The following is a 17,962-nucleotide window of genomic DNA, read 5'->3' on the forward strand; positions in this document are numbered from 1 at the left end:
TGTGTTTGTCTCCTTGAGGTATCCCTTTGAACATTTCGAGAAGTCCGCGGGCGGCGCATACCGCCTCAGACGGACTTTGATCGGCGATCTGTCCCGCTGTGGAACGTCTCAACTCACTGGTAATCCACCTCGCCCTCGCCCTCGCCGATCCACGCGTCGCGGTCGGGTTCCCGGGAGTTGAGCGGGTCGATATCCTTGTACCACGGGACGTTCTTCAACTGCTCTTTGTTGTACACGAAGTCGTCCTTCGTGTCGGCAGTGAACTCGAAGTTCTGCGTGAGCAGGATGGCGTCGACGGGACAGACCTCCTCACACAGCCGGCAGTAGATGCACTGCCCGATGTGGAGGTTGTACTGTTCGCCGTTGCGCTGGTCGTCCTGCACGATCTGGATGGTGTCGTTCGGACAGACGTTCTCGCACTGTCGACACCAGATGCAGCGCTCCTGGCTGAACTTGTGGACCCCGCGGAATCGGGGGCTCACTTCGGGCGCGACGTCGGGGTACTCGACCGTGAACGTCTGCCCGTCCAGTGCGTGTTTCATCGTCGTTGCCATCGATTTGAGTACGCCAATCATGCTATCACTCCCACGATGATGGCCGTGAGTGCCAGGTTCGCGAACGAGAGCACGAGCATCCCCTTCCAGCCGACGTCGAGGAACTGATCGACGCGGAGGCGGGGAATCGCCGAGCGCGCCCACTGGGTGAACAGGTAGAACGCCCAGATCTTGATCGTGAACCAGATGAAGCCCGGCAGGATCGGTCCGGCCGGTCCACCCAGGAACAGCGTCGCGGCGAGCGCGCCGCCGAGGAAGATGTGGATGAACTCACCGAGGTAGATGAGGACGAAGTACACAGAGGAGTACTCCGTCTGGAACCCGGCGACGATCTCGGTCGGCGCCTCCGGCACGTCGAAGGGGTTCCGGCCGACTTCCGCGAGGTTCGCGATCACGAACAGCACGAACGCGAACGGATTGACGAACGCGAACCACTGCGGGATCGTGACGCCGGCGACGGTGAGAAGCGGTTCGGCCTGCTGTGCGACGACTTCGCTCATCTGCAGCGTCCCGGTGAAGACGACCACCGACGCCGCGGTGACGACGAGCGGAATCTCGTAGGCGATGTTCGAGGCGATCGCGCGCAGTCCACCGAGCAGCGAGTACTTGTTGTTCGATCCGTAGCCCATCATCACAATCCCGAGCGAGGCGATCGAGGACGCGGCAAACGCGAAGACCAGCCCCGTCTCCGGGTCCGCGAGGTGGATGCCGTTGCCCATCGGGATCACGGCGAACCCGAGGAGCGCGGAGAACGGCACCAGAAGCGGGCCGAGGTCGTACGACGGCCGGTCGACGTCTTCGGGAATGATGAGTTCCTTCGAGAGCAGTCGGACGGCGTCGGTGACGATGGTGAGCAGTCCGAACGGTCCGATCCGGTTGACGGCGATCCGGTCGGTGAACGCGGCGGTGATTTTCCGCTTTGCCCACGGGCCGGCGATGGCCGTCTGCACCAACAGCAAGTTGGCGATGAGGAAGGCGCCGAGGAGTCCGCCGACGATCTGTCCGACCGTGCCGGAGAGCCCCAGCAAACCGGCGATCCGCTCGGGGAGGAGCACCTGTGACTGCAGCGGTACCATCAACGATCCACCTCGCCCAGCACGATGTCGAGGCTACCGAGCGATGCGACCATATCAGGGATGTACTCGCCGGCGGACATCTCTGGCAGCGTCTGGAGGTTCGAGAAGCACGGACTGCGGATCTTGAACCGCCCCGGCTTCTCGGTCCCATCGGCGCGGATGTAGATCCCGAGTTCGCCCTTCGCGGCTTCGACGGCGCGGTAGATCTCCGTGTCGTCCTCCGGGCGCAGGGTCCGGGGAACGTTAGACTGGATCGTCCGTTCTTCTTCGGGCCAGTCTTCGAGGAGGTCGACGCACTGCTCGATGATCTTCGCGGACTCTTCGACCTCGCGAAGGCGGACGAGCAGTCGGCTGAAGTTGTCACAGCCGTCCTCGGTGATGACGTCCCACTCGAGTTCGTCGTAGTAGCCGTAGGGGTCGTCGCGGCGCAGGTCGTAGTCGATTCCGGACCCGCGTGCGACGGGCCCCGTCGCGCCGTAGGACTTCGCGACCTCCGGCGGCAGCACGCCCGTGTCGATCGTCCGGGCCTGCAGGATCTCGTTGGAGGTGATGAGGTCGTGGTACTCCTCGAGCGCCTCCGGGAGGTCGTCGAGGAAGTCCCGAATCGTCTCGAAGAACTCCTCGCGCGGTTCCGGAAGGTCCCAGACGACGCCGCCCAAGCGGAAGTAGTTGAACATCATCCGCTGGCCGGTGAGGTCTTCGAGGACCTTCTGGACCTTCTCGCGGTCCCGCATCGCGTACATAAAGATCGCTGTGAAGTCGCCGTAGACGTCCAGCGCGAACGTCCCCACTGCGAGCATATGCGAGGCGATGCGGCAGAACTCCGCGCCCATCGTCCGGATGATCTGTGCGTACTCCGGCACGTCGATGTCGTTGAGGTCCTCCGCCGCGCGCGCGTACGCCCACTCGTTCAAGAGCCCCGAGGACGCGTAGTCCCAGCGGTCGGGGTAGGGCATAATCTGGTGGCGGTAGGTCTTCGTCTGACACATCTGCTCCTCACAGCGGTGGAGGTAGCCGATGTCGGGATCGACGTCTGCGACCTGCTCGCCGTCTAGTACCGTCTTCACGTGCAGGACGCCGTGTGTGGCGGGGTGGTGCGGCCCGATGTTGACGTACATCGTGTCGCCCTCCTCCTCGCGGTGGTCCTCGGCGAGCGGGTTCTCCCACTCCGAGAGCGTGACGATCTGCGGTCGGTCCTGGTCGTAGTTCTCCGAGAGCGGGTGTCCCTGCCACGTGTCGGGCAAGAGAATGCGACGCAGGTCCGGATGGTCGTCGTACTCGACGCCGATCAGGTCGTAGGCCTCCCGCTCGTGCCAGTCGGCCGTCCGGAAGACCGGCTCGGCGGACTCGCTGACGGGGTCGTCCTTTGGTGCAGGCACGACGACGCTGACCTCCCGCTGCCGGTCGTCGAAGCTCGTGAGGTGGTAGATGGACTCGTACCGATCCTCGCGTTCTTCGGCGGTGACACACGAGAGGTGATCGAAGCCGGCCTCGTCGCGGAGTCGCGTCAGGGTCTCCTGTACCGCGTCCGGGCGAATCACGAAGCCGGGTGCGTTGACGTGTTCTTCGCGGTCGACGACCAGGTCACCGAGCAACTCGGCGATCTCGTCGCCCGCGGTCGGGAGCACTTCGACGGCTCCGTCTTCGGGTTCGGGTTCTTCTAAGCTCATGGCGAATCAGCCCAGTTGTACCGCATAACCAGGTCCTCTTCGTCGATCTGTTCGGCGAGTTTGTCGACGACTTCGTCGCGTTCGAGGTCGTCGAACTGTTCGAGTTCGTACGGTTTCACCGTCACCGGACTCGACTCGCCCTCGGCGATGCGCTGCTGGAGTTTCGCTACGCCGTAGATGAGCGCCTCGGGGCGCGGGGGGCATCCGGGGACGTGGATGTCCACGGGGATGACCTCCTCTGCGCCCTTGATGACGTTGTAGCCCTCCTGGAAGGGGCCGCCCGAGATCGTACAGGAACCCATCCCGACGACGAACTTCGGTTCGGGCATCTGATCGTAGACGCGCTTCATCCGCGGGGCGAATTTCGAGACGATCGTCCCCGGGACGATGATGACGTCCGCCTGTCGCGGCGACGCACGCGGGACCCCGGCCGCGAACCGGTCGAGGTCGTGCTTCACCGAGTAGGTGTGCATCATCTCGATGCTGCAGCAGGCGATCCCGAACTGCAGCATAAACATCGACGAGCCGCGGACCCAGTTCATGAACTGGTCGAACTTCGTGAGGATGAACGGCGAGGAGCCGAACGCCTCCCGAAGTTTCGAGTTGAACCGGTTGTCCGCGCCCGAGCCCGTCATCCGGGCGTCTCGCGTCGCGGTCTGTACCTGCGTGTCGTCCGTGACGAATGGTTTGTCTCGTTCGCTACTCATACGTTTCTCTCCGTCTTTTGGCGGTTCGCCAGCGGGCTTTTGACCCACTCGACGGCGCCGTTGCGCCACGCCCAGACCAGCCCGACGACGAGCACACCGATGAAAATCAGCATCGGCAGCAACACCGCCGTGAGGTCTGCGCCCTGCTCCAGCGCGGACCGGTAGATGACGGCCCACGGGAAGATGAGAACGGTTTCGACGTCGAATACGAGAAACAGCAGTGCGACCATGTAGTACTGGATGTTGATCTGGACGCGTGCCGTTCCTGTCGGTACTTCACCGCTCTCGTAGGTGGCGCGTTTACCTTGTTCTGGCACCGATGGGCGGAGTATCGCCGACACAGCCATCATCCCGAGTGGGATGCCGACGGCGACGAGCCCAAGGGCACCGATTGCGATCCATTCACTCATTCCGTAGTCTCCCTAACATCCGGCAGTTAGCAGGCCCCCCCCATAAGCGTTGATTTATACCTCGACTGAGGTGCTACTACTGAACTTCGCTGGCTGCGGACCCGACGAACGTTACATCGGGCTGGACAGACGGAATCGCAGAACGGCTCGGAAATCGGCTTTCGTTAGGACTCGTCGCGACTCGCCACGTAGCCTTCGACCCCGAGGTCGTGCAGGTCCCGCGAGTCGCGGGCGACCGCACCGACGAGCCCCTCGTGGTACTCGACCAACCGGGATTCGAGTTCGTCGTGCTCGCGCGCGAGAATTTGTGCGGCCGACAGCGCGGCGTTGAAGGACTTGCCCGCGTCGACTGCGACGATGGGCGCCCCGGTGGGCATCCCGATGACGGAGTCGACGGACTTCTCTTGGACGGGGACGCCGACGACGGGAATCGGATACGCGATGGACGCGGTCATATTCGGCAGGTCGGCGGACTTCCCGCCCGCGCCCGCGATGATGACGTCGAGGCCGCGGCCGGCAGCCGTCTCCCCGTAGGCGTACATCAGTTCGGGCGTCCGGTGTGCGGAGACGACGTACGTCTCGTAGGTGAAGCGCGCGTCGGGCGCGTCGCCGAAGTCGGTCTGCTCGGCGAACCCGAGTTCCGAGAGCGCCTCGTGCGCGCCGCGCATCGTGTCGAGATCCGAATCCGACCCCATAATGATCCCCACGTCGGGCGTCGTGGCGGGATCGGCGTCGGCGTCGGCCTCCTCGTGAAGGCGGTCGATCAGGTCCTGTACGGTCACGTCGGAGTCGTCGTCGGGCGTGTAGTCGGTCATTGTCGATCGGGTTCTGCGGTGGTCAGTTCGTCACTCGAACGTCAGCGCGTCGCGTACGTCTCTCGCGTGCGCGAGGAGCTCGTCAGTGTCCGATTCTGCGGCCGCATCGAGTTCGCTCCCGCCGGTCAGCGTGACGTGGCCCATCTTCCGCAGCGGGCGCACCTCGTCTTTCCCGTACCAGTGCAGCGACGCGTCGGCGTCGCCCAGGACGGCTTCGACGTTGCCGAGTCGCGCTGGCTGGGGCTCCTCGACGGTGCCGAGGACGTTCGCCATCACGGTCGGGCATCGCAGGCGGGTCGAACCGAGCGGCCAGCCCAGGACGGCGCGGACGTGCTGTTCGAACTGGGAGGTGCGCGCGCCCTCGATCGTCCAGTGCCCGGAGTTGTGCGGCCGCGGGGCGATCTCGTTGACGAGGACCTCTCCGTCTTCGGTCTCGAACAGTTCGATGCCGAAGACGCCGCGCCCCGAGAGCGTGTCGAGGACGTCGCGGGCGACTGCCTCGGCACGTTCGAGCACCTCGTCGGTCGTCCTGGCTGGGAGGATCGTCTCCCGGAGGATCTCCTCCTCGTGGACGTTCTCACCCGCGGGGAACGTGCGGACCTCGTCGTCGCCCTGGACGGCGATGACCGAGAGTTCGCGCGTGAAGTCGACGAACGTCTCGGCCATCGCGGGGCCGCCGACGGCGTCCATCGCTTCTTCTGCGTCTGCTGGGTCGGTGACGGGGACGTTGCCGCGGCCGTCGTAGCCGCCGGTGCGGGCTTTCAGCATCACCGCGCCGAACTCATCGAGCGCCGCGCGAAGGTCCTCGGCGCCGTCGATCTGCCGGAACGGCGGGACCGGGACGCCGGCGTCTTCGAGCGCGCGCTTTTGGACGAGTTTGTCCTCGATCGTCTCCAGCGTCTCCGGTGCGGGGTGAGCCGAGAGGTCGAACTCGTCGGCGACGCGGTCGAGTAACGCCGCGTCGGCGAGTTCGATCTCGAACGTCAGCGCGTCGACGCGCGAGGCGAGTTCGCGGAACGCTTCGGGGTCGTCGAAGTCACCGACGATCTGTTCGCGGGCGACCGGCGCTGCGGGGCAGTCCGGCGTCGGGTCGAGGACGATCACCTCGACGCCGAGCGGGGCGGCCGCCTCGGCGAGCATCCGTCCGAGTTGGCCGCCGCCGACGACGCCGAGCGTGGGGCCGGGTACGGTGACGTTCACGGGCGACGGTACTGGAGGATACTGAATAAACCTTGCCGAATCTCACGACGATATGTGCACGGACGTGGTTATTCGCCGCTGCCCACGCTGTCCGCGTTGTCCGCGCCGTCCCCACTCGTCTCCTCGATGCGCTCCGGGGCGACACGCTGGAGCGACTCGTCTTCGATGAACACGACGACGTCGTCGTTCCAGAGTCGGAATTTGTGCTCGAAGGCGGTGTAGCCGGGTAGTTCTGTGGCGACCTCGTCGCGGTCGTAGCCCTTCGCGATGACGACCGGCGGGGCGTCCGAGAGCGTCGTCGCGACGTCTGCGTCGGGCGGCGAACTCGTGACGTTCGCGCCGTACCGTTCCAGATACCACGGCAGCGGCAGGCGATCGTGCCACGCGGGGCCGCCCGGCGGCGCCGTCGCGAGCGAGGACTCGTTGCGGACGTAGAACACCTCGCCGTCGTTACCCGGCGGTCGCGATCCGACGAACAGGACGTCAGTGCCGTCGTTCGCGGCCGAAACGTCGTCGACGATCTCCATTGTGGGCTTCAGCGAGTTCTCGGGCTGTGCCCACTGGAGGACTTTCTTGTCCTCCTCGGAGGCGGAGTTGAAGTACTCGGCGTTGGCCGCGGCGGCACCGCTGAAGGCCGCGAGCACGACGAGCGCTGCGAGGCCGACACTCACGGCGTCGCGAGCGGCGAGCGCCTCGCGTGCGGAGTCGACGATGAATCCGAGTCCGACGGCAGCGGGGACGGCGAGCGGGACGAGGACGTGGATCGCCGCCCACGGGGCCTGGATGTCGGTCGCGATCGGGTAGCCGAACAGCGACGCGGCGGCCCAGTACGTCGCGAACGTGACGAACTCGCGTGGGCCCTCACCACGAATCCCGTACCGATCGACGACGATTCCGAGGAGGCCGAACGCGAGCAGCGCCGGCGCCCCGTAGACGAGCGTCTCGACCAGATCGTAGAGGAACGGCAGGTACGCGTGATCCTGGTGGCTCCCCGAAGCCCACGTGTCGACGAACTTCTCGGCCGCGCCGACCGTGCCGGCGTCGGCGACGCTCGGAATCCGCGCCGGATCCCCGAACGCCTGCCACAGATCCGGGCGCGGCGCGTAGAAGAACAGCACGACCCCGAGGAAGATGACGAGGGCGACGACCGTCGTACCGAGAACGCGGGCGAGCGACGCTCGCGAGTTCGGTCCGTGCGCGAGGAGCCGATCGACCGTCGCCGCTCGCCAGCGGGCGAAGACCGCTCGGGTGGATTCCTCTCGTGCGCGCGCCGCGAGCAGTCGGTGATCCGCCAGCAGCGCCCCCGCTCCGAGGAAACAGAGGACGTAGAGGATAGCGTTCTCCTTCGTCGTGAACGCGAGGCCGAGCGACGCGGCCGCCGGGAACGCATAGCGAAGTCGTCCGGTGTCGAACCCGCGGACGACGAACCCGAGCGCGGAGACGGCGAACGCCGCCACGAGGACGTCGTTGCGCATAAACCGCGAGTAGTAGACGGCGAGCGGATTCAGCGCGAGCAGCGCGGCGAACGCGACGAGTTCGACGTTCCGGAGTCGCTCGCGGAACAGCCACGCGGCCAGCGGGAGCAGACCGCCGACGACGGCGACGGGAAACCGCGCGAGGAAGTCCGAGACCGGCAGCAGGGCGAACAGCCAGTCGTTGACGACCGGGAGGAACGGGCCGTGAACGATGGGACGGTACGTGTGGACGCCCGTCTCGTGGTACCGGAGGATCCAGTAGCCGACGCGGCCCTCGTCCCAGTGGAAGATCCGGCCGCCGAGAGCGACCAGACGGAGGACGAGCGCGACGGCGGTGAATCCGACGACACCGAGGAGGGCGCGGCGGCGATCGAACTGATGGTCCGCGCGGGACTGCGAGGAGACGTCCGTGGGAGCCTCGCCCGTCGGCTCTCCACCGATCGTCGCGTCGGCGGTCCCGCCCGACACCTCGTCGGGACTCATTGTCACTTCCTGATTCCCACGCGGTTACAACTCTTGTGTTTGCCGCTTTCTGGAGGACAGCCGCGCGCGACCGTGCCGATACCTCTTTGACGCCACCGTGGATCCGAAAGAGTATGACAACGCTGGGATTGGTGGTGACCGAGTTCAACTCCTCGGTCACCGAACAGATGGCGGCGGCCGCGCGCGAGGCGGCCGACGAACGGGACGCGACGATCGCGGAGACGCTCCAGATTCCCGGAGTGTACGACTCGCCGCTGGCAGCCGATCGGCTCGCGCGGCGTGACGACATCGACGCGGTGGCCGTCGTCGGCGCGATCGTCACAGGAGACACAGCACACGATCAGGTGATCGCCGACGCGGCAGCCCAGTCGCTGACTGACGTCAGTCTCGATCGGGACGTGCCGGTCACGTTCGGCGTCTCTGGTCCGGGCCAAAGCGGGGCCGAAGCGCGGGAGCGCGTCGACAAAGGTGCGGAAGCGGTAAACGCCGCGGTCGATATGGTGGAGACGTTGGTATGAGTTTCGACTTCGCAGCCCGCGTCGAACGGGTCGAACCGAGCGCGACGCTGGCAATCAGCAACAAGGCGAGCGAACTGGAAGCAGACGGCGTCGACGTCGTCGACCTCTCGGTCGGCGAACCCGATTTCCCCACGCCGGAGAACATCGTGGAGGCCGGCAAGGACGCGATGGACGCCGGACACACCGGATACACGCCCTCGAACGGCATCCCGGACCTCCGTGCGGCGATTGCCGAAAAACTCCGGAACGACGGCATCGACGCCGTATCGGAGGAGGTAATCGTCACGCCCGGCGGCAAGCAAGCGCTCTATGAGACGTTCCAGACTCTCATCGACGACGGAGACGAGGTCGTCCTCCTCGACCCCGCGTGGGTCTCCTACGAGGCGATGGCGAAGCTCTCGGGCGGCTCGCTCAGCCGCGTCGACCTCGCGCCCTACGACTTCCAGCTCGAACCCGCGCTCGACGACCTCTCGGAAGCGGTTTCCGACGACACCGAACTGCTCGTCGTCAACTCCCCGTCGAACCCGACCGGCGCGGTCTACTCCGACGCGGCGCTCGAAGGCGTCCGCGACCTCGCGGTCGAGCACGACGTCACCGTCATCTCCGACGAGATCTACCAGGAGATCACCTACGGTGTCGAGCCCACGAGCCTCGGCTCGCTCGACGGAATGAGCGACCGGACGGTTACTATCAACGGCTTCTCGAAGGCGTACTCGATGACCGGCTGGCGGCTCGGCTACGTTCACGCGCCCGAATCGCTCATCTCGCAGGCGGCGAAACTGCACTCGCACTCGGTGTCGTGTGCGGTCAACTTCGTCCAGCACGCCGGACTGGAAGCCATCGAGAACACCGACGAGGCCGTCGTGGAGATGCGCGACGCCTTCCGCGAGCGTCGTGATATGCTCGCCGGCCTCTTCGAGGAGCACGGCGTCGACGTCCCGATCGGCGACGGCGCGTTCTATATGATGCTGCCCGTCGACGACGACGACCAAGAGTGGTGCGCCGGCGCGATCGAGGACGCCCACGTGGCGACCGTCCCCGGCTCGGCGTTCGGCTCGCCCGGCTACGCCCGGATCTCCTACGCCGCAAGCGAGGAGCGACTCCGCGAGGCCGTCGAGCGACTCGCCGAGCACGACTACATCTGAGCGGCGAACGCTGGCAATCTGCCCACCACGACGCGCATTGTGAGCGGGTAGCCGCTTCGCTCCGCCCGCGAATTTTTATACGATACCGACGCCACTCGTAGACGTGCACGTCCGGGATCTCCCCGTCTCCGCGGCCGTCCGCGGGCACTACCGCGACTCGGGGATCGACGAACTGTACCCGCCGCAAGCCGCCGCTGTCGACGCCGGCATCACCGAGGGCGCGAACGTCGTCGCCGCGATTCCGACGGCGTCGGGAAAGACGCTGATCGCGGAGTTGGCGATGCTGACCGCCGACGGTCCGGCGCTGTACGTCGTCCCGCTGCGCGCGCTCGCCCGCGAGAAGTACGAGTCGTTCGCGGAACTCCCCGGCGTCAGCGTCGGTATCTCCACGGGCGACTTCGACTCGCCGGCCGAGGAACTCGGCGACGAGGACATCGTCGTCGCGACCGCCGAGAAGGTCGACTCCGCGATCCGCAACGGCGCGTCGTGGGTCGAAGACCTCGCCTGCGTCGTCGTCGACGAGGTCCACCTCCTGGGTCGCCCGCGCCGCGGGCCAACGCTCGAAGTGACGCTCGCGACGCTGCAGCGGCGCGCGCCGGGCGTCCAGATCGTCGCGCTCTCGGCGACCATCGACAACCCCGACGACGTGGCGGACTGGCTCGACGCCGAACTCGTCGAGTCGACGTGGCGGCCCGTCTCCCTCCGCACGGGCGTCTACGCCGACGGCTCGGTCGCCTTCGACGACGACAGCACGCTCGCGGTCGACGTCGACGCCGACGACGAACGCGACGATCACGACACCGAAGTGACGGCGGCACTCGTCGCCGACGCGATCGACGACGGCGGCCAGTGTCTCGCGTTCGTTCGCTCACGCCGGGAAGCGGAGGCGCTCGCGACGCGATTGGCGCAGGAAGACCTCGTCGCGCCCGGATCAGCCCAGACGACGTTGGACGGTGCCGCGTCGGGAGCTACGTCGGCAGCGGACCTCGCGGACGACATCCGCGACAGCGGCGCCACCGAGACGGGCCGGCGACTGGCTGCGGCGGTCGAATCCGGCGTGGGATTCCACCACGCGGGGCTCGTGAGCGAGCACCGCGCGCTTGTCGAGTCCGCGTTCCGAGATCGGACGCTCGGCGTGATCTGTGCGACGCCGACGCTGGCGGCGGGCGTGAACGTCCCCGCACGCCGCGTCGTCGTCCGCGACCTCGAACGCTACACCGGCGAGGAGATGAGTCCGCTGCCGGTCCTCGAAGTCCACCAGATGTGCGGCCGCGCCGGCCGCCCGCACCTGGATCCGTACGGTGAAGCGGTCCTCGTCGGCGACGAGCGCACGGCGGACCGGCTCTGGGACCGCTACGTCGACGCCGGCCCCGAAGCGGTCGAGTCCCAACTGACCGCGCGCGAGGCGCTCCGTACGCACGTCCTCTCGGTGGTCGCCTCGGGGTTCGCCGACTCGAAGCCCGGCGTGCTCGATCTGCTCGATGCGACGTTCTTCGCGCACCAGTCGCCCGACGTCGATCTGTCGGGGCTCCTCGACGACGTCGCCGACGAGTTGGCCGCGATGGACCTACTCGACGTCGGCGCCGCGGATGCCAGCCCACCCAGCGAGCGCGGCGGCGACGCCCTCGCTGCGACCGACCTCGGTGCGACGGTGTCGCGCCAGTACGTCCGCCCCGAGACCGGCGCGAGACTCGTCGCGGCCGTGCGGGCGATCGAGTCGATGGCCGCCGCCGACGTCACCGCCCGCACCGCGCTCGGGGCCGTCTGCGCGACGCCTGATATGCGCGGGACGTACCTCGGGAACCGCGAACGCGCCGACATCTATCGGTACGCGACGCGGCACGCCGCGGAGTTCACGACCGCGCCCGACGAGGCCGACGACTTCGAGGCGTGGCTCTGTGCGGTCAAACTGGCGCGTATCCTCTTGGAGTGGAGCGAAGGCGCGACGATCGAGACGCTCGTCGAGCGGTACCGGATCGGACCGGGCGACGTCGAGTCCCACGTCGAACGCGCGACGTGGCTCCTCGGGGCCGCCGACGCCGTGGCGCGGACGCTCGAAGCGGATGTCGACGTCTTCGAGCGCGTGCGACACGAGCTCGGAGAGTCCGGAGACGACGCCGAGAACCCCGACCGAAGCCGACCGTAACGAGGGCCGGGTGGTCGGCTCGGAGTCCAGACAGTGAACCCCACGCAGTCCGCTGGATTCGCCTGCCCGTACGCGATTCGGCGACGAAATTTATCAGTCCAGGGCGTGAATCGGTCCCCTATGGCTGGAATCACCTACGAGGATTTCATCGACCTGTCGTACGACCCCGCCGACGCGGATCTGGTCTGTACGTTCCGGATCGACCCCGCCGAGGGGATGTCCGTCGAAGACGCCGCCTCCCGCGTCGCCTCGGAGTCCTCCAACGGAACGTGGGCCGCGCTCCCGACGGGCGAGGGCTTCACCGATATGGGCGCGACCGCGTTCGACATCGAGACTGGCGACGGCGACGCCGAGATCAAAGTGGCCTACCCCGAGGGGCTCTTCGAGCCCGGGAGTATGCCGCAGATCCTCTCGTGCATCGCGGGCAACATTATGGGGATGAAGGCGGTCGAGACGATCCGCCTCCTCGACTGCGAGTGGCCCGAAGGCCTCGCGACGTCGTTTGCGGGACCGCAGTTCGGCTCGTCAGTGCGCCAGGATATCTTCGGCGTCGACGACCGGCCGATCCTCGCGACGGTCCCCAAGCCGAAGGTCGGGCTCTCGACGGAGAAGCACGCCGAGGTCGGCTACGAGGCGTGGACGGGCGGCGTCGACCTCCTGAAAGACGACGAGAACCTCACCGACCAGGCGTTCAATCCCTTCCACGACCGCCTCGTCGAGAGTCTCGCCCAGCGGGACCGCGCCGAAGACGAAACCGGCGAGAAGAAGTCCTACCTCATCAACGTCACCGCCGACACCAACGAGATGCTCGAACGCGTCGACCAGGTCGCCGCGGAGGGCTGTGAGTACGTGATGGTCGACGTGATCACCACCGGCTGGGCGGCCGTCCAGTCAGTGCGCGAGCGCTGTGAGGAACTCGGACTCGCGATCCACGCCCACCGGGCGATGCACGCCGCGTTCGACCGCCTGCCGAACCACGGCGTCTCGATGCGCGTCCTCGCACAGATCGCTCGCCTCGTCGGCGTCGACCAGCTCCACACCGGCACCGCCGGCCTCGGGAAACTCGCGAACGAGGACACCGTCGGCATCAACGCGTGGCTCCGCGACGATCTCTACGGCCTCAACGACGTGTTGCCGGTCGCCTCGGGCGGCCTCCACCCCGGACTGGTCCCGGATCTGCTGGACGCGACGGGGACGAACGTCTGCGTGCAGGCCGGCGGCGGCATCCACGGTCATCCCGACGGCACCCACGAGGGCGCGAAGGCGCTCCGCGCGGCCGTCGACGCCTACGCCGAGGACCGCTCGCTGGAGTCGAAAGCCGACGAGAGCCCCGCGCTCCGGACGGCGATCGACAAGTGGGGCACCGAGACGCCGCGATAGTCACCCGCGTCCGAGCCGAGAAACGCGTTCAATCCGACCGCGCGCCGACCGATCCGCGCTCGTCGACCGCGCTGCGACGACGATACAGCGTCGCGGCGACCGCGAACAGACCGGCGCCGCTCGTGTTTACGACGAGGTCGATGATCGTATCGACCACGTAGAAGCCGAGCGTCCAGTGGTGCCAGAACGTCTTGAAGACGAACTCGTAGACCTCGAATCCGGCTCCGATCGCGAGGACGGCGGGGACGACCCAGAACGGCGAGCGGAGCGTCGGTCCGCGGAAGGTGGCGCCGAGCAGCGCGGCGACGCCGAGTCCACCCATCGCGTGCGTGAGCAGGTCCCACCACGGCAGTACCGTGTAGACGTTGTAATAGACGCCGCCGAAGTGCAGCCCCGAAACGAGGACCGACCAGATCGCGATCGCAGCCCACGCGGCGGTCAGGTGATCGCCGCGGGGGAGTTCTCGTCGCAGGCGTCCGACCAGGACGGCCGGCCACGATCGGAGGGCGTGATTCGTGGGGTAGCCCGACGTCGCCATCGTCGCCCACGCCGCGACGAGCGCGAGGGCCACGGAACCGACTCCGACGACGAGCTTTGGAGAGAGATGCGGGGGAGTCGCCATCGACGCGAGATGGCCGGTGCGCCGGTAAAACTCTTCTGTGGTTGGTGGCGGTGCGGTAGCGTTACGGTTCCGCCCAGGGGTCGCTAGTGCTCTCGCCGAACAGGTCGCGCATCAGCGTGACGATGCTCTCGGGTGGGTACTGCCCGCGCTCGGTCACGATCGCGTCGACGTACCGCGGCGGCGTCACGTCGAAGGCCGGATTCAGCACCGTCGGATCGCCGATGTCGGCGGCCGTCTCCTCGTCGACGACTTCCTCTTCGGCCCGCATCTCGATGTCGACGGTGTGGCCGGTGAGCGTGTCGGGGTGCAGTTTGATCGTCTGAGCCGCACAGACGATTGGTGTTCCCCGGTCGCGGGCGTTGACGGCGAGCCCGCTCGTCCCGATCTTGTTGATGACGGAGCCGTCGGCCGCGATGCTGTCTGCGCCGACGAGGACGTGATCGACGTCGTTGAGGTAGCGGCGTGCCGCGGAGTCGACGATGAGCGTCACGTCGACGCCCATCTCGGAGAGTGCCTCCGCCGTGATGTGGCCCTGGTTCCGCGGCCGCGTCTCCTTGACGTACGCCGACAGCGACTTGCCCTGTTCGACCGCGGTCTCGACACAGGCGAGGACGTCCGTGGAGTGACAGTGCGTCATAACCGTGTCGCCGTCGCGGAGGCGGTTCGCCCCCATTCGACCGAGGTCGCTCTGGGCCGTGTCCAGGCGGTCGCAGAACTCGGCGACGCTCGTGTGAACGCTCTCGCGGAGATCCTCGACCGTTCGCCCGTCCACGTCGCGAAAGACGTACCGGAGGGCGTTCGGGAGGCTCACCGCCGTCGGCCGGGTGTCGTAGAGGATTCGAGCGGCCGCGCGGAGTTCGGCGCGGAACGCTGCCGGCGAGTCCGCGTCGCTCGCGTCTGCCTGCGCGCCGAGTGCTTCGGCGGCGGCGGCAGCGATCGTGGCCGCACCGCGGATCTCCATCGAGCCGATGTCCTCGGCCGTCCGGTGGACCGCCTCCGCGACCTCGACATCTGGTGCGGGATCGCTCATACAGGCTCTTCGCAGGGGCGCGTGAAAAGCGCGCTCCCGACCCCAGCACTCTCACCGACGACGCGATGGCCGGTGTCGACGGCGTCGCCGATCGCGTGCGAGCCTGCTCTGACAACGGCGTACTCGCGTTGCGGTGGGGCCTGGGAACGGGGGGTGGGAGCGCCTGACCGTCGACTCACCGGCGGGGTGCCAGGGCCGGCAACGTCGGCGACGTGGGCCTCGCCGCAGCGTCGTTCGGGGCGAGCGGAAATGACGGGGGGAGACTACGGTGGTTGGGGATCGGGAGTTAGGGGTCGGGGATCGGGGGTTAGGGGAGCGCTACCGGGCGCGACTAGTCCTTACTGGTACTGCTCGATCAGCGACCGGAGCGTCGACTCGTCGCGGACGCCGACGACCTGTTCGACGGCCTCGCCGTCGCTGAACAGCATCAGCGTGGGGACGCCTCGGACCTGATACTGCTGTGCGAGCTGTTGGTTCTGGTCGATGTCGACCTTCGCGACAGCGGCGTCTGTGGACTGTGCCAGCGATTTGACCGTCGGTTCGAGCATCTTGCACGGTCCGCACCAGTCCGCGTAGAAGTCGACGAGGACGACGTCGTACTTCGAGACAGCGTCCTGAAGCTCCGAGGACCCGTGTACGTGGACCGGCTCGGACGGGACCGTCGCGCTCTCGTCGTCTTCAGCCGGCTCGTCGTCGTTTACTTTCGAGGCCAGTTCTTCGCGCTTCTGGGCGCGGATCTCGTCGAGTTCGTCGTCTGTTCCTTGTGACTCGCTCATCGACCTTCCGTAGGGAGGCCTAAAATAAAACAGTTTTGCAAGCGAAAGACAATACACACCGCGTCACTCAGCGTCCGACGGTCAGTCGGCGTACAACGAATACGTGATGACGGCGAAGCCGACGAACGTCAACGTCGCGTCGATGAGGATGCCGGTCGCGAGGTCGACGCCGAGGATGAAGTCGAAGGTCCCACCCAGCAGCGAACCGAGGGTGATGACTCCGAATCCGAGCGAGAACGCCCGGAGCGGTCGCGCGCCCGTCTTTCGGTAGGCCTTCAGCGAAAAGTACGTGATGAGCCCGCCGAGGATGAGGATGCCCGTCTTCACGACGACGATTCCCGTTGCGATGCTTGTCGATGCGGTCGTGTGTGCCATTATGTTTCCTCCCGTACTGCGGTCCAGATATCCGCGAGTCGTTCTTCGGGGCCCTGCTCGGAGTAGGCGATCTGGACGTCGAGTTCTCGTGACTCCGTGAGAGCGATGCGGACCTCGTCGAACGCGACGGCGTACGTGGTCGTGTGGTGTCCGTCCGACCGTATCTCGGTGCCCTCTTCGAGGAGTTCCGCCTCCGTCAGTAAGTCGAGCTTTCGATACGTCGTCGACAGCGGAATGTCACAGTCCTCGGAGAGTTCACTCGCCGTCCGCGGTTCGTCCAGCGCCTTGATGATGGCTCTGGCGTCAACGTCGTCGAGCGCATCGAGTACTGACTGAAGGTCCGCTGGCTCCTCTGCGGACGGCTCGCGCGCCATTATCGAACCCTCGGCAAGCGACGTTATTAATGCCCTGGGATCCGCGACGCCGGCAACACGCACGACGGCGGGCGCGGCTTCGGCCGCAAACCTGAAAAAGCAGCGCCGAAACCGACGGTTTCGATAGTAGCTACAGGCCGAGGTAGCCGGCGTTGGGAAGCAGCCCGAGGAGATACAGGACGCCCACGGCCAGCATCACGACGGCGATCGAAATCGCCGGCGGGTCGACGTGCGTTTCGCCGTGGGAGTAGAACACCCGCTGGCTCACTTCCGCGACGACTCCGGTGATCCCACCGAGCGCGCCCGCAGCGAGCAACGCCGCCGGTTCGCTCCCGAGTGCGGGCATCACGAGAATCGCCCCGACGGACCCAAGAAGCGTCATATGGTGCGTGACGGGAATCCGATCGACGCCGAGGTTGAGGAACAGCAGGCTGATCGCGGAGATCGCATAGCCCATAAACACGCTCCCGGTTTCGAGCCAGATGTACCCGCTGAGGACCCCGGCGACCACGCCGAGTGCAGCAACGCCGCTCCACTCGTACTGGTGTGGAAGCCACGGCTCCGTCGCCAAACGGCTCTCGATCGTCCCCCCGTCGGGTGCAACACGTGGTTCTTCCCGTTCGAAGGGCGACATATCGAACAGACTCGTGCCACCGACCTGGCCGAGGATCGAGTACCCGAAGGCGACGCGCGCGATGATGGCCGTCACGAAGACCGATACCGCAATTCCGTCCGTCGGGAGACCGAGGCCACCCACGAGTCGCGTCACCAAGAGCCCGAGGACACCGAAGAGGCCCCCGACAGCCAAGATGTCCGATTTCGGGCCGAGCGCGAATCCGATGTTCTTTCCGAAGTGATAGGCCCAGCCGTCCGGTTCCATCTCGGGATACCGCTTTGCCGCATACGCCGCCGCAGCGACGCCACCCGCGAAGCTGATGTGCGGACCAGTCACCGCCCCGAATCCGATGACGCCGGTCACGCCCGTCGCCAGCTCACCCTGGGGGACGAGGTCCAGCCCCGAGACTTCGCGCTGCAGGATGGCGAGTCCCTCCCCGAGGAAGACGACGAAGCCAGTGAAGATGAACGCCGGCAGGGCACCGATCGCCGCACCGAACGCGCCCCCCGCGAAGGCCGCGATCAGTAACACTACGAGCCGGTCGAACTCCAGCCCCAAGACTGGTATCTGAAGGAGGAAATCCGTCATCG

The 17,962-nt window shown here is 66.7% G+C and carries 19 protein-coding genes; 5 read left to right on the top strand and 14 right to left on the bottom strand.

The window, feature by feature from the left end; translation table 11 throughout:
- Nucleotides 1-113: 113 nt before the first annotated feature.
- From RBH22_RS03645 to RBH22_RS03680, 8 genes are all read right to left on the bottom strand, one after another.
- On the bottom strand, nt 114-575 hold the full coding sequence (locus RBH22_RS03645; protein WP_121568378.1) for an NADH-quinone oxidoreductase subunit I: 462 nt from the start codon (nt 573-575) through the stop codon (nt 114-116).
- Nucleotides 572-1,630 (bottom strand): complex I subunit 1 family protein, encoded by a 1,059-nt coding sequence (locus tag RBH22_RS03650; protein ID WP_256288374.1) that lies wholly within the window; start codon nt 1,628-1,630, stop codon nt 572-574. Before RBH22_RS03650 ends, RBH22_RS03645 begins: the two co-directional genes overlap by 4 nt.
- Entirely contained in the window at nt 1,630-3,300 is a 1,671-nt protein-coding gene (locus RBH22_RS03655; RefSeq protein ID WP_256288375.1) for an NADH-quinone oxidoreductase subunit D, read from the bottom strand. The genes RBH22_RS03650 and RBH22_RS03655 overlap by 1 nt, the downstream gene beginning before the upstream one ends.
- The gene (locus RBH22_RS03660) at nt 3,297-4,007 is read right to left on the bottom strand and encodes an NADH-quinone oxidoreductase subunit B (protein ID WP_121568381.1); all 711 of its coding nucleotides are present in this window, start codon (nt 4,005-4,007) and stop codon (nt 3,297-3,299) included. The genes RBH22_RS03655 and RBH22_RS03660 overlap by 4 nt, the downstream gene beginning before the upstream one ends.
- The gene (locus RBH22_RS03665; RefSeq protein WP_256288376.1) at nt 4,004-4,417 is read right to left on the bottom strand and encodes an NADH-quinone oxidoreductase subunit A; all 414 of its coding nucleotides are present in this window, start codon (nt 4,415-4,417) and stop codon (nt 4,004-4,006) included. Before RBH22_RS03665 ends, RBH22_RS03660 begins: the two co-directional genes overlap by 4 nt.
- Nucleotides 4,418-4,581: 164 nt before the next feature.
- Entirely contained in the window at nt 4,582-5,232 is a 651-nt protein-coding gene (gene purE, locus RBH22_RS03670) for a 5-(carboxyamino)imidazole ribonucleotide mutase (protein ID WP_306676562.1), read from the bottom strand.
- A gap of 30 nt (nt 5,233-5,262) precedes the next feature.
- Nucleotides 5,263-6,432: a 5-(carboxyamino)imidazole ribonucleotide synthase gene (locus RBH22_RS03675; RefSeq protein ID WP_306676563.1), complete on the bottom strand. Its 1,170-nt coding sequence runs from the start codon at nt 6,430-6,432 to the stop codon at nt 5,263-5,265.
- A 68-nt stretch (nt 6,433-6,500) separates the two neighbouring features.
- A complete protein-coding gene (locus tag RBH22_RS03680; protein WP_306676564.1) occupies nt 6,501-8,390 on the bottom strand; it encodes a flippase activity-associated protein Agl23 in 1,890 nt (629 codons plus the stop codon).
- A 113-nt stretch (nt 8,391-8,503) separates the two neighbouring features.
- Here RBH22_RS03680 and ribH point away from each other — a divergent pair, with 113 nt between their 5' ends.
- From ribH to rbcL, 4 genes are all read left to right on the top strand, one after another.
- Nucleotides 8,504-8,908, top strand: coding sequence for a 6,7-dimethyl-8-ribityllumazine synthase (ribH, locus tag RBH22_RS03685; protein ID WP_306676565.1), 405 nt, complete (start codon nt 8,504-8,506; stop codon nt 8,906-8,908).
- Entirely contained in the window at nt 8,905-10,053 is a 1,149-nt protein-coding gene (locus tag RBH22_RS03690) for a pyridoxal phosphate-dependent aminotransferase (RefSeq protein WP_256544904.1), read from the top strand. Before ribH ends, RBH22_RS03690 begins: the two co-directional genes overlap by 4 nt.
- Nucleotides 10,054-10,156: 103 nt before the next feature.
- Entirely contained in the window at nt 10,157-12,199 is a 2,043-nt protein-coding gene (locus tag RBH22_RS03695) for a DEAD/DEAH box helicase (RefSeq protein WP_306676566.1), read from the top strand.
- 120 nt (nt 12,200-12,319) lie between these two features.
- Nucleotides 12,320-13,579, top strand: a complete 1,260-nt coding sequence (gene rbcL, locus RBH22_RS03700; protein ID WP_256544907.1) for a type III ribulose-bisphosphate carboxylase — start codon at nt 12,320-12,322, stop codon at nt 13,577-13,579.
- A gap of 28 nt (nt 13,580-13,607) precedes the next feature.
- On the opposite strand, the gene RBH22_RS03705 is transcribed toward rbcL, so the two are convergent.
- Together RBH22_RS03705 and RBH22_RS03710 are read right to left on the bottom strand one after the other, a co-directional pair.
- Nucleotides 13,608-14,201 (bottom strand): hypothetical protein, encoded by a 594-nt coding sequence (locus RBH22_RS03705; RefSeq protein ID WP_306676567.1) that lies wholly within the window; start codon nt 14,199-14,201, stop codon nt 13,608-13,610.
- 61 nt (nt 14,202-14,262) lie between these two features.
- A complete protein-coding gene (locus RBH22_RS03710) occupies nt 14,263-15,231 on the bottom strand; it encodes a ribose 1,5-bisphosphate isomerase (RefSeq protein WP_256544909.1) in 969 nt (322 codons plus the stop codon).
- Here RBH22_RS03710 and RBH22_RS03715 point away from each other — a divergent pair.
- On the top strand, nt 15,216-15,398 hold the full coding sequence (locus tag RBH22_RS03715; protein ID WP_256544910.1) for a hypothetical protein: 183 nt from the start codon (nt 15,216-15,218) through the stop codon (nt 15,396-15,398). The genes RBH22_RS03710 and RBH22_RS03715 overlap by 16 nt on opposite strands.
- A gap of 171 nt (nt 15,399-15,569) precedes the next feature.
- Here RBH22_RS03715 and trxA read toward each other — a convergent pair whose 3' ends face one another.
- From trxA to RBH22_RS03735, 4 genes are all read right to left on the bottom strand, one after another.
- Nucleotides 15,570-16,007 (bottom strand): thioredoxin, encoded by a 438-nt coding sequence (trxA, locus tag RBH22_RS03720; RefSeq protein ID WP_256288385.1) that lies wholly within the window; start codon nt 16,005-16,007, stop codon nt 15,570-15,572.
- 81 nt (nt 16,008-16,088) lie between these two features.
- The gene (locus tag RBH22_RS03725) at nt 16,089-16,382 is read right to left on the bottom strand and encodes a hypothetical protein (RefSeq protein WP_256288386.1); all 294 of its coding nucleotides are present in this window, start codon (nt 16,380-16,382) and stop codon (nt 16,089-16,091) included.
- On the bottom strand, nt 16,382-16,756 hold the full coding sequence (locus RBH22_RS03730; RefSeq protein ID WP_121568394.1) for a helix-turn-helix domain-containing protein: 375 nt from the start codon (nt 16,754-16,756) through the stop codon (nt 16,382-16,384). The genes RBH22_RS03725 and RBH22_RS03730 overlap by 1 nt, the downstream gene beginning before the upstream one ends.
- A gap of 130 nt (nt 16,757-16,886) precedes the next feature.
- Nucleotides 16,887-17,960: a hypothetical protein gene (locus tag RBH22_RS03735; RefSeq protein ID WP_306676568.1), complete on the bottom strand. Its 1,074-nt coding sequence runs from the start codon at nt 17,958-17,960 to the stop codon at nt 16,887-16,889.
- Nucleotides 17,961-17,962: the final 2 nt, after the last annotated feature.

This window comes from Halobellus sp. H-GB7, from assembly GCF_030848585.1.
Taxonomy (GTDB): domain Archaea; phylum Halobacteriota; class Halobacteria; order Halobacteriales; family Haloferacaceae; genus Haloquadratum; species Haloquadratum inordinatus.

Coding starts and splice junctions, on each gene's coding strand:
- RBH22_RS03645 (WP_121568378.1), bottom strand. CDS start 575: ATGATTGGCGTACTCAAATCGATGGCAACGACGATGAAACACGCACTG.
- RBH22_RS03650 (WP_256288374.1), bottom strand. CDS start 1,630: ATGGTACCGCTGCAGTCACAGGTGCTCCTCCCCGAGCGGATCGCCGGT.
- RBH22_RS03655 (WP_256288375.1), bottom strand. CDS start 3,300: ATGAGCTTAGAAGAACCCGAACCCGAAGACGGAGCCGTCGAAGTGCTC.
- RBH22_RS03660 (WP_121568381.1), bottom strand. CDS start 4,007: ATGAGTAGCGAACGAGACAAACCATTCGTCACGGACGACACGCAGGTA.
- RBH22_RS03665 (WP_256288376.1), bottom strand. CDS start 4,417: ATGAGTGAATGGATCGCAATCGGTGCCCTTGGGCTCGTCGCCGTCGGC.
- purE (WP_306676562.1), bottom strand. CDS start 5,232: ATGACCGACTACACGCCCGACGACGACTCCGACGTGACCGTACAGGAC.
- RBH22_RS03680 (WP_306676564.1), bottom strand. CDS start 8,390: ATGAGTCCCGACGAGGTGTCGGGCGGGACCGCCGACGCGACGATCGGT.
- ribH (WP_306676565.1), top strand. CDS start 8,504: ATGACAACGCTGGGATTGGTGGTGACCGAGTTCAACTCCTCGGTCACC.
- RBH22_RS03690 (WP_256544904.1), top strand. CDS start 8,905: ATGAGTTTCGACTTCGCAGCCCGCGTCGAACGGGTCGAACCGAGCGCG.
- rbcL (WP_256544907.1), top strand. CDS start 12,320: ATGGCTGGAATCACCTACGAGGATTTCATCGACCTGTCGTACGACCCC.
- RBH22_RS03705 (WP_306676567.1), bottom strand. CDS start 14,201: ATGGCGACTCCCCCGCATCTCTCTCCAAAGCTCGTCGTCGGAGTCGGT.
- RBH22_RS03710 (WP_256544909.1), bottom strand. CDS start 15,231: ATGAGCGATCCCGCACCAGATGTCGAGGTCGCGGAGGCGGTCCACCGG.
- trxA (WP_256288385.1), bottom strand. CDS start 16,007: ATGAGCGAGTCACAAGGAACAGACGACGAACTCGACGAGATCCGCGCC.
- RBH22_RS03725 (WP_256288386.1), bottom strand. CDS start 16,382: ATGGCACACACGACCGCATCGACAAGCATCGCAACGGGAATCGTCGTC.
- RBH22_RS03730 (WP_121568394.1), bottom strand. CDS start 16,756: ATGGCGCGCGAGCCGTCCGCAGAGGAGCCAGCGGACCTTCAGTCAGTA.
- RBH22_RS03735 (WP_306676568.1), bottom strand. CDS start 17,960: ATGACGGATTTCCTCCTTCAGATACCAGTCTTGGGGCTGGAGTTCGAC.